This window comes from Actinomadura hibisca NBRC 15177 (genome assembly GCF_001552635.1).
GTDB lineage: Bacteria > Actinomycetota > Actinomycetes > Streptosporangiales > Streptosporangiaceae > Spirillospora > Spirillospora hibisca.
In genome coordinates, this window is record NZ_BCRO01000008.1 from 26,793 (window position 1) to 36,491 (window position 9,699).

The following is a 9,699-nucleotide window of genomic DNA, read 5'->3' on the forward strand; positions in this document are numbered from 1 at the left end:
CTAGCGCAAACCAGAAACTGAGTTTAGATTCAGTTCTGTTCGCTACGGAAGGGGAAGCCCGAGATGACCTGGACCAATCCGGAGTTCGAGTTCGGCGGGGTCAACCATCTGGCGCTGGTGTGCTCCGACATGGCCCGCACGGTCGGGTTCTACCGCGACGTGCTGGGGATGCGGCTGGTGAAGACGGTGGACCTGCCGCACGGGTCGGGCCAGCACTTCTTCTTCGACATGGGCAACGGCGACCTGCTGGCGTTCTTCTGGTTCCCCGGCGCGCCCGACGCGGTGCCGGGCATCTCCAACCCGGTGACCGTGCCGGGCATCGGGGACTTCGTCAGCGCGGTCGGCTCGATGAACCACCTGGCGCTGAACGTGCCGGAGGAACGGTTCCTGGAGTACCGGAAGAAGCTGAAGGCCAAGGGCGTGCGGGTCAGCCCGATCATCGACCACGACCACAGCCCGGAGCAGTTCGCGACCGAGCTGCACGACGGCGTGTACGTGCGGTCGTTCTACTTCCAGGACCCCGACGGCATCCTGCTGGAGTTCGCGTGCTGGCGGCGCGAACTGGGGCGGCCGGAGGACCTGGGCGTGGAGCCGCGCACGGCCGCCGACCGCACCGCCGGACGGACGGCCACCGGACGGACGGCCGCTGAGCAGACGGCCGCCGTGGCCCCGGCCGCCGACCAGGCTGCGCGGGTGTGAGCCGTTGTTGTCGCTGACCCACGTCGTGGAGTGGCGCGCCGCCGTCACGCCCGCGCACGTCGCGCTGACCGACGGGCACGGCGCGGAGCTGACCTTCGCGGCGCTCGCGGCGGCGGCCGACCGCGCCGCCGCCGGATACGCCGCCGCCGGGATCGGTCCCGGCGACGTCGTCCCGATCGTGGCGCGCAACCGCGTCGAGTGGGCGGTCGCGCTGCTGGGCCTGGTCCGGGCCGGGGCGCTGCCCGCCGCGATCAACTGGCGGCTGGCCGCGCCCGAGCTGGCCGGGCTGCTGGAGCTGCTCAAGCCCGCCGCCGTGATCGCCGACGACGCCTGCGACGGCCTGGTCCGAGCGGCCGCCGACGCCGCCGGGATCGGCGCGCCGGTGCTGGCGCTGACGGCCGTCCCCTCCCCCGGGCCGCTCCCCGGCCGGCCGGTGGAGCGCCTGCGCGGGCCCGAGCCGTGCCTGCTGCTGCACACCAGCGGCACCACCGGCCGGCCCAAGCTGGTGCCGGTCACCCACCAGCAGCTCATCGGCGCGGTGACGTTCCTGAAGCTGGAGGTGCCCGAGGCCGTGCCCGGCGCGCGGCACCTGAGCGCGCTGCCGCTGTTCCACACCGCCGGGCTGGCGAACCTCGCCTACACGCTGTTCACCGGCGGGCGCCTGCACGTGCTGGACGGGTTCGACCCGGCCGGGTTCGTGGACGAGCTGGCGGAGCGCCGCATCCGGCTCACCCAGCTCGTGCCGACGCTGATCCGCGCGGTGGCCGAGGAGGTGCGCCGCCGCGACCCCGCGCCCGACCTGTCGCACCTGGCGGAGGTCGTCTACGGGGCCGCGCCGATCGACCCGGTGTCGCTGGCGGAGGCCGTCGCGGCGCTGGGCTGCCGGTTCCGGCAGAACTACGCCGCCACCGAGACCGGCCCGCTGCCGGTCACCACGCTGGCCCCGGCCGACCACGACCCGGCGCGCGGGCGGCTGGCCACCGCCGGACGCCCGTCGCTGGGCTGGGAGGTGCGCGTCGGGGAGTTCGGCGAGGTGCAGGTGCGCGGCGCGGCCCCGTTCCCGGGCTACTGGAACGACGCGGAGGCCACCCGGCGCGTGCTCACCGACGACGGCTTCTACCGCACCGGCGACGTGGGGGTGCTGGACGCCGACGGCTACCTGACCATCGTGGACCGCCTCAAGGACATGATCGTCTCAGGTGGGGAGAACGTGTACCCGGCCGAGGTGGAGGCGGTGCTGGCCCGCCATCCGGCGGTCCGCGAGGTCGCGGTGGTCGGGGTCCCGCACCCGCGCTGGGGCGAGACCGTGCACGCGGTCGTGGTGGCCGGCGGTGCCCTGGAACCGGACGCGCTGATCGCGTGGGCCCGGGAGCGGCTGGCCGGGTTCAAGTGCCCCACCGGCGTCACGCCGGCCGAGGCGCTGCCCCGCAACGCCACCGGCAAGGTCGTCAAGTCGGCGCTGCGGGACCCGCACTGGGCCGGGCGCGAGCGTCGCGTCGGCTGACCAGCGTCGGCTGACCAGCGTCGGCTGACCAGCGTCGGCTGACCACCGGTGCCGTAACCTGGACCTCCGCCATGAAGAAGCACACCATCGCCAAGGCGCGCCCGGCGTCGGCCGCCGAGCGTCCCGCCAAGAGCACCCGCAAGGGCCGCGAGACCGACCGGGCGTTCCGCGACGCCGCCCGCGCGGTGTTCGCGCGCGAGGGCTACTTCAACGCCAAGATCAGCGACATCGCGGCCGAGGCCGGCAAGTCGGTCGCCTCCTTCTACAACTACTACGACACCAAGGCCGACCTGCTGATCGCCCTGGCCGAGGAGTTCCACCGGGAGGCGACCGAGCTGGCGGTGTCGCCGTTCCGGCGCGGCGAGTCGCCGGAGGAGGCGCTGCGCGAGGCGGTGGCGGGGTTCTGGCGCACCTACTCGGCGCGCCGGGGCGAGCTGATCGGCGTCTTCCAGGCGTCGATGCTGGAGGAGGAGTTCCGGGACCGCTGGCTGGCGATCCGCGCCGAGGCGATCGAGCGGATCGCCTCGGAGGTGCGGCGCGCCCAGGCCGCCGGGTACTGCCCGGGGATCGACCCGGTGCTGACGGCCTCGGCGCTGTCGGCGATGCTGGAGCACTTCTGCTACATCTGGCAGGCGCAGGGCGGCGAGCGCGTCGAGTCCCCCTACGCCGGGGGGCTGATCGACGATGAGACGGCCGTGGACACCCTCGCCACGATCTGGGTGAAGTCGATCTACTGGCGGCCCTGAGGGCGGGCCGGTCACCAGCTCCCGCCGCCCCCTCCTCCGCCGCCACCACCGGAGTCACCGCCTCCGGAGAAGCCCCCGCCGCCCCCGCCCGACCCGCCGGAGGCCGAGGGCGGTGTGACCATCGTCGTGGTCACGGCGGTGAAGGAGGCCAGGCTGCCGCCGAAGCCCTCGATCGAGCCGCGATGGGCGTACCAGGGCGGTGTCCGCACGCCGTGCGCCGCCAGCAGCCGCGCGTAGCCGTGGTGCAGGCCGAACGCGATCGCGAACGGCAGCGCGCGCCCGACGGTGGCCGCGATCTCGCCCTGGCTCCCGAGCGGGACCGGGCCCCGACGCAGGTGGTCGCGGTAGCCGCGCACCTGGCCGCTGATCTGCGCGCCCAAGGCCGTTCGGGGCTGTACCAACAGCGCGAGCAGGACCACGGCCAGGCCCGCCACGGCCTGCGCGGCCGCGATCCAGAACGCGTCGTTGAACGCGGCCGTCGTGCCGTTCCGCCCGATAGTGAGGAAGACCAGCCCCACGAACACGAACGGGGCCAGGGCCAGCAGCACCCCGCTCAGGACGCGCTGCCGCCTGCGTTGGCGGTCGGGGTGGCGGCGGAACCAGCCGAGCCGTACGCACTCGTCCATGATCTGCCGCTGCGCGGCCGAGCGGACCGGCGCGAACGCCCCCGAGAGCGCGGTGACCGGCACCTCCTCGCGGTGGGCGAACAGGCCGCTCAGCAGGGTCGTCTCGTAGGGGGCCAGGTGGGGTCCGGCGGAGGCGAGGTCGAAGCCGCCGGGCCGGACCAGGGTGAACGAGTCGCCCGCCTCCTCGATGCGCAGTTCCCCGCGCGCCGCGAGATCGACGAGGGTGGCCACGATCTGGAGCGAGTCGCCCTTCCCCGACAGCAGCGCTCCGGCGAGGGCCGGGCGCACGCCGGGCGGCGGCTCGGGCAGCGGGGACGACGGCTTGCGGCCGCCCCGGCGCGGCAGGCCCCGCACCGCCATCGCCAGCGGGACCAGCAGCCAGGCGCACGCGATGGCCACGGCCCAGCCGGAGACCCCTTCTCGCGGGCGCTTCTCGTAGGCGGGCGGCTGCACGGTGACCGCGCCCTTGGGCCACTTGACCGCGATGGTGAGCCCTTCACCGGCGGCAAGGGCGGGCTGGGTGAAGCTGGCGGTGCCCGTGCCCTGGCCGGTGGCCGAGGCACAGGGTTTGGTGGAGCCGGACGGGCCGGTGAAACAGGTGACGCCGGTCGTGGCGACGGGTACCGCGACGGTGACGGCGGCCTGGGCGATCGGGACGGGCCAGCCGTCGCCGACGGCGTCCCAGTACAGCTCGTCGTGGTCGGAGTAGGCGGTGAGCGCCCGGGGCACGTCGTACTCGATGGTGTAGGTGTGGGCTCCGGTGACGGTCCCGGCGGGGTCGCCGATGCGGATCTCGGTGCGGTCGCCGGAGGTGGTGACGGTGGTCGGCACGGTCGTGCCGTCCGCGCTGACCTGCACGTTGGCGAGATCGTAACGGCGGTCCCGCTTGGCGTCGGCGCGGTCGAGGCGGGGAACGTAACGGTAGACGCCGTGCTTGGCGGCGGGGCCGAAGTCGTAGGCGACGGTCTCCTTGACGTGCAGCCCGCCGTCGCGGCCGACGGCCATCTCGACGCGGTAGGAGGTGATCTGCTCGGCTGCGGCATCGGCGCGGGCGGGCCCGGCCGTCCACAACAGCACGGGCAGCAGCAGGGACAACAGCAGAGCGGCCGGTCCGGTGCGGCCGTGGGCGTGGGAGCGAGCGCGGCTCATACCGGTGAGACGCGCGCCGCCGGGCCCGCGAAGATCACATCTCGGTCACACATCTCGGTGCGCGCCCTGACGAAGGACGGCCCGCGCCCCCTAGGCTCTGCCGGGTATATGCCGGTCAAGACCGGTTTGGGACGAGCGCGCGAGCCCGGCACACCGTCGTGCCGGAGGGAAGGAGGGGCGATGGGCGATCCCGCCGTCACCTACGGGGGCTATCTGCGGCTGGACGACCTGCTGGCCTGCCAGGAGCCGCGCACCGACGCGCACGACGAGCTGCTGTTCGTGATCATCCACCAGGTGTACGAGTTGTGGTTCAAGCAGATCCTGCACGAGGCCGCGCTGCTCCAGACGCGGCTGGAGGCCGGGCAGAGCGCGGGCGCGCTGCGCACCGCGCGCCGGATCACCAAGATCCTCAAGACCGTGGTCGGGCAGATGGACGTGCTGGAGACCATGACGCCCCGGCAGTTCGCCGGGTTCCGGGACGCCCTCGGCAGCTCCAGCGGCTTCCAGTCCGAGCAGTTCCGCGAGCTGGAGGCGGTGCTGGGGCGGCGCGCCTTCCCGGCCTCGGACCTGCGCGACGACCCCCGGCTGCGCGCGGCGGTGCGCCGCCGCTCGTTGTTCGACTCGCTGCTGCGCTACCTGGGCACCCAGGGCCACTCCGTCCCGGCGGCGGCCCTGGAGCGGGACGTGCGCGAGCCCTGGCGGGCCGACGAGGCGGTGCAGAAGGCGCTGCTGGCCGTCTACGCCGACGAGGACGGCCCGGCCGCCGAGGTGTGCGAGGCCCTGGTCGACGTGGACGAGGGCGTGCAGGAGTGGCGCTACCGGCACGTGAAGATGGTCGAGCGCACCATCGGCGCCCAGATCGGCACCGGCGGGTCCGCCGGGGCCGAGTACCTGCGCGCCACGCTGTTCACGCCCGCCTTCCCGGACCTGTGGGAGGTCCGGTCGCGGAACGAGGGGGCCCCGGTCCATGAGCACTGATCCCGTGAGCGGCCCGGACGGCCCGACCGGCCCGTCGGACGGGCCCGTGGCCGTCGTCGGCGCGGGCCTCGCCGGCTGCCTGCTGGCCACCCTGCTGGGGCGGCGCGGCATCGAGGTGACGGTGTACGAGCGCCGCCCCGACCCCCGGATCGCCGGGGCCGAGCGCGGCCGGTCGATCAACCTGGCGGTGTCGGCGCGCGGGCTGGCCGCGCTGGAGCAGGTCGGGCTGCGCGACCACGCGCTCAAGCGGGCGCTGCCGATGCACGGCCGCATGGTGCACCCGCTGGGCGCTCCGGAGAACTTCCAGCACTACAGCGCCGACGGGGCGCGCGCCATCAACTCCATCAGCCGCGCCGAGCTGAACCAGGCGCTGCTGGACACCGCCGAGGCCACGCCCGGCGTCCGGCTGCGGTTCGCCCAGAAGGTGACCGGGGTGGACGCCGAGCGCGGCCTGCTGCTGCTCGACGGCCCGGACGGGCCGGTCACCGAGCCCGCCGCCGTCGTGCTGGCCTGCGACGGGGCCTACAGCGCGCTGCGCCGCGCGGTGCTGCCGCCCGGCGCGTTCGAGCGCGGCCAGGACTTCCTGGAGCACGGCTACAAGGAGCTGACCGTGCCCGCCCGCGACGGCGGCTTCGCGCTGGACCCCGACGCGCTGCACATCTGGCCGCGCGGCTCCTCGATGATGATCGCGCTGCCGAACCTGGACCGCTCGTTCACCTGCACGCTGTTCTGGCCCAAGGACGACTTCGCGGCGCTGGACACCGCCGAGGCCGTCACGACCCACTTCCGGCGGCACTATCCCGACGTGGCCGACCTGATGCCGGAGCTCACCACCGACTTCGCCCGCAACCCGGTCGGGTCGCTGGTGACGGTGCGGAGCTGGCCGTGGGTGCGGCACGGCGCGGGCGCGGTGGTGGGACTGGTCGGCGACGCGGCGCACGCGATCGTGCCGTTCTTCGGGCAAGGCGCCAACTGCGCGTTCGAGGACTGCATCGAGATCGACCGGTGCCTGGAGGAGAGCGGCGGGCAGTGGGCGCGCGCGCTGTCGCTCTACCAGGAGCGGCGCAAGGCCAACACCGACGCGATCGCGGAGATGGCGCTGGACAACTTCGTGGAGATGCGCGACCGGGTGTCGTCGCCGGTGTACCGGGCCACGCACGCGGTGCAGCACGCGCTGGAGCGGCGGCTGCCGGGCCGCTACACCTCGCGGTACGAGCTGGTGTCGTTCAGCACGATGCCCTACGCGGAGATACCGGCCCGCATCCGCAGGCAGAACCGGGCGCTGGCCGGGGCCGTCCTCGGCGCGGGGCTCATCGCGGGGCTCGGTGCTTTCGCCGGGCGTGCCGCGCTGCGTGCGCGCGGGCGTCGCTGACCATGTCGTAGACGGCGGCGGCGAACGCGGCCAGCACGAACGCCAGCACCACGATGAGGCTGTGCCGGAACGCCGCCGCCCAGTCGCCGCCGCTGTTGGAGACGGTGGCGAAGAACACCGCGCCCGCCGCCGCGATGCCGACGGCGGTGCCCATGCGCTGCCCGGTCTGGAGCACCCCGGCGGCGCTGCCGCCCTCGGTGTAGGGCACCTCCGACAGCGTGATGGTCTGGTTGGGCGAGATGACCAGGCCGCTGCCGAGGCCGCCGAGCAGCAGCGGCAGCGCCGTCCACCAGGCGACCTCGCGGCCCGGATGCAGCTCGACCGCCAGCCACGCCACGCCCAGCCCTATCAGCACCAGCGCCAATCCGACCGCGACCAGCGGGCGGCCGAACCGCGACACGATCCGGCCGCCGATCGCCGAGGCCACCCCCGAGCCCAGCGCGAACGGCGTGATCGCCAGGCCCGCCTCCAGCGCGCTGTAGTGCAGGCCGTTCTGGAGGTACAGCGTGAAGATGAAGAAGATCGCGGTGAAGCCCGCGAAGTACAGCAGCGCGATCGCCGCGCCCAGCGAGTAGGAGCGGAATCGGAACAGCGACAGGTTCACCAGCGGCGCGGCGGTGCGCCGCTCCCAGGCCACGAACGCCGCCAGCAGCACCGCCCCGACCGGGACCAGCGCCCACTTGAGCCAGCCGTGCCACTGCTGCTCCTGCACGAACGGCAACATCACCGCCACGACGCCCACGCCGAGCAGCGCCATGCCGACGGGGTCCTGGCCCTGCCGGTCGCCGTAGATCGGCGCGGGCAGCAGCTTCCACGCCAGCAGCAGCGCCACGATGCCGACCGGGATGTTGACGTAGAACACCCAGCGCCAGCCGTCCTCGGCCCCGGCGATCGAGATCAGCGCGCCGCCCAGCAGCGGGCCGACGGCGGTGGCGACGCCGATGACCGCGCCCATCGCGCCGAACGCGCGGCCCCGCTCGGGCCCCTGGAAGAGCTGCTGGATGAACCCGGCGACCTGCGGGTTGAGGATGCCGCCCGCCGCGCCCTGGATGAGCCGGGCGGCCACCAGCCACCCGATGTTGGGCGCGAGGCCCGCCATGGCGCTGGAGGCGGTGAACACCGCGAGGCCCGTCATGAAGACGGCGCGGCGGCTGCGCGCGTCGCCCAGCCGCCCGGCCGGGACCAGCACCAGCCCGAACGTCAGCGCGTACCCCGACAGGATCCACTGCAGGCCCGCCTCCGAGGCGTCCAGCCCGGTCCGGATCGAGGGCAGCGCGACGTTGACGATGCTGACGTCCAGCAGCGTCATGAACGCCGCCACCAGGCACACCGCGAGCGCCTGCCAGCGGTGCGTCCCCCCGGTGGACCCGGCCGCCCCGGGCGAGGCGGAGGTGTCCTTGGTGACCATGACGCAGATCGTGTCCGCCACCGGCCGCCGCAAACACCATGATCACATAACTGAGCAGGACGTTTACCCGCGCCGACCCGATGCCGGGGACGTCCGGCGGGTGTGCCACCCTTGGCGCGTGACCGACGCCGAGGAACTGCTGTGCTCCGCCAAGGGCTGCCGCGACGCCGCCGTGTGGGCGCTGCGCTGGAACAACCCCAAGATCCACACCCCGGAGCGCCGCAAGGTCTGGCTGGCCTGCGACGAGCACCGCGCGAGCCTGACGTCGTTCCTGGACCGGCGCGACTTCCTGCGCGACGTGGTGCCCGTCGCCGACCGCGACCTCTAGACAGTGTTTCAAAGCCCCGGCCCAGGGGACTCGCCTGGCGGCTCGCCCCCTGACCGCGCCTTGGCGAGTGTCACATCGCTTCGCGATCTGTCCCGGCGCTGCTCGCCTCCGGCATCGCCCCACCGGGACAGTTAGTCACTCGCGCGACGCTTGAGGCTCGTAGGCGGCCGTGCGGACGCTCACACCTGGTCGCGCGGGTCCGGCTCGGTGCCGCCCGTCCAGCCCTCGGCCATCCCGGTCAGGCGCGCCGCGCCGTCGCGCGCGGGTGTGCCCCGGCCGACCGCGAGGCCCAGCAGGTAGGCGGTGAGCGGCGCTCCCGGGCGCGCCACGTTGTGGGCGACGTCCCGGGCCAGGTCCAGCACCAGGTCGCGGTCCAGCTCGGCGCGCTCCACGCCGAGTTCGAGGCACGCCGCCTCCAGCCACTCTTCGAGCATGTCGTGTCCCTCCCCTTGACCAGTCCCACTCTTCCACGGTCAGGGGCGCGCGAAGCGGTCGGCGCGCTCCAGCGCGTCGGGGGTGTCGCAGTCGTACCAGGGTGGCCGCTCCCCCGCCGGGAGCCGCACCGGGACCGGGCCGAGCGGGGCCAGCAGGCCGCGCAGGGAGGCGCCGTCGTAGGCGCTCAGGGCGTCGCGGAGGCGGTCGGTGCGCCAGCAGCCGGTCAGCCACTGCTCGCGGCCCTCGCCGTCGAGCAGCACCGCGCCGTCGGCGGCCTGGGCGGCCTCCAGCAGGGCGGTGACGTGGGCGGGGCGCAGGAACGGCAGGTCGGCGGCCAGCAGCACCGTCCAGGGCGCGTCGGCCTCGGCCAGCCCGGCGCGCAGCGCGGGCACGGGCCCGGCCCCGGGCGGGTCCTCGCGGACGACGCGGGCGCGCGGCAGCGCGGGCTGCGGCG

The 9,699-nt window shown here is 74.3% G+C and carries 10 protein-coding genes; 6 read left to right on the forward strand and 4 right to left on the reverse strand.

Features of this window, described 5'->3' with window-relative positions; genetic code table 11:
- Nucleotides 1-63 precede the first annotated feature (63 nt).
- The 3 genes from AH6_RS03160 (at nucleotide 64) to AH6_RS03170 (ending at nucleotide 2,949) form a co-directional block, all read left to right on the forward strand.
- Nucleotides 64-699: a VOC family protein gene (locus tag AH6_RS03160; RefSeq protein WP_067473177.1), complete on the forward strand. Its 636-nt coding sequence runs from the start codon at nucleotides 64-66 to the stop codon at nucleotides 697-699.
- A 7-nt stretch (nucleotides 700-706) separates the two neighbouring features.
- Entirely contained in the window at nucleotides 707-2,203 is a 1,497-nt protein-coding gene (locus tag AH6_RS03165; protein WP_067473179.1) for a class I adenylate-forming enzyme family protein, read from the forward strand.
- 71 nt (nucleotides 2,204-2,274) lie between these two features.
- Nucleotides 2,275-2,949, forward strand: a complete 675-nt coding sequence (locus AH6_RS03170; RefSeq protein WP_067473183.1) for a TetR/AcrR family transcriptional regulator — start codon at nucleotides 2,275-2,277, stop codon at nucleotides 2,947-2,949.
- A gap of 11 nt (nucleotides 2,950-2,960) precedes the next feature.
- Here AH6_RS03170 and AH6_RS45120 read toward each other — a convergent pair whose 3' ends face one another.
- The gene (locus tag AH6_RS45120) at nucleotides 2,961-4,724 is read right to left on the reverse strand and encodes a DUF2207 domain-containing protein (protein ID WP_067473186.1); all 1,764 of its coding nucleotides are present in this window, start codon (nucleotides 4,722-4,724) and stop codon (nucleotides 2,961-2,963) included.
- Between the two features lie 180 nt (nucleotides 4,725-4,904).
- Between AH6_RS45120 and AH6_RS03180 the strand changes: the two genes are divergently transcribed.
- Nucleotides 4,905-5,702, forward strand: a complete 798-nt coding sequence (locus AH6_RS03180; protein ID WP_067473189.1) for a tryptophan 2,3-dioxygenase — start codon at nucleotides 4,905-4,907, stop codon at nucleotides 5,700-5,702.
- Nucleotides 5,692-7,074, forward strand: coding sequence for an FAD-dependent oxidoreductase (locus tag AH6_RS03185; RefSeq protein ID WP_067473192.1), 1,383 nt, complete (start codon nucleotides 5,692-5,694; stop codon nucleotides 7,072-7,074). The genes AH6_RS03180 and AH6_RS03185 overlap by 11 nt, the downstream gene beginning before the upstream one ends.
- Here AH6_RS03185 and AH6_RS03190 read toward each other — a convergent pair.
- Nucleotides 7,013-8,482, reverse strand: coding sequence for a DHA2 family efflux MFS transporter permease subunit (locus AH6_RS03190; protein ID WP_067473206.1), 1,470 nt, complete (start codon nucleotides 8,480-8,482; stop codon nucleotides 7,013-7,015). The two genes, AH6_RS03185 and AH6_RS03190, sit on opposite strands and share 62 nt — an antisense overlap.
- Nucleotides 8,483-8,600: 118 nt before the next feature.
- Between AH6_RS03190 and AH6_RS03195 the strand changes: the two genes are divergently transcribed.
- On the forward strand, nucleotides 8,601-8,810 hold the full coding sequence (locus AH6_RS03195) for a hypothetical protein (RefSeq protein WP_067473194.1): 210 nt from the start codon (nucleotides 8,601-8,603) through the stop codon (nucleotides 8,808-8,810).
- 179 nt (nucleotides 8,811-8,989) lie between these two features.
- Here AH6_RS03195 and AH6_RS03200 read toward each other — a convergent pair whose 3' ends face one another.
- Complete coding sequence (locus AH6_RS03200) at nucleotides 8,990-9,244, reverse strand: DUF6457 domain-containing protein (protein WP_067473197.1); 255 nt, start codon at nucleotides 9,242-9,244, stop codon at nucleotides 8,990-8,992.
- Between the two features lie 39 nt (nucleotides 9,245-9,283).
- Nucleotides 9,284-9,699, reverse strand: a 416-nt coding sequence (gene mobA, locus AH6_RS03205) for a molybdenum cofactor guanylyltransferase (protein ID WP_157431228.1), incomplete at its 5' end; no start/stop codon positions are given.

Bases quoted from the DNA above. Each gene is read 5' to 3' on its own strand.
- AH6_RS03160 (WP_067473177.1), top strand. From the start codon at position 64: ATGACCTGGACCAATCCGGAGTTCGAGTTCGGCGGGGTCAACCATCTG.
- AH6_RS03170 (WP_067473183.1), top strand. From the start codon at position 2,275: ATGAAGAAGCACACCATCGCCAAGGCGCGCCCGGCGTCGGCCGCCGAG.
- AH6_RS45120 (WP_067473186.1), bottom strand. From the start codon at position 4,724: ATGAGCCGCGCTCGCTCCCACGCCCACGGCCGCACCGGACCGGCCGCT.
- AH6_RS03180 (WP_067473189.1), top strand. From the start codon at position 4,905: ATGGGCGATCCCGCCGTCACCTACGGGGGCTATCTGCGGCTGGACGAC.
- AH6_RS03185 (WP_067473192.1), top strand. From the start codon at position 5,692: ATGAGCACTGATCCCGTGAGCGGCCCGGACGGCCCGACCGGCCCGTCG.
- AH6_RS03190 (WP_067473206.1), bottom strand. From the start codon at position 8,482: ATGGTCACCAAGGACACCTCCGCCTCGCCCGGGGCGGCCGGGTCCACC.
- AH6_RS03200 (WP_067473197.1), bottom strand. From the start codon at position 9,244: ATGCTCGAAGAGTGGCTGGAGGCGGCGTGCCTCGAACTCGGCGTGGAG.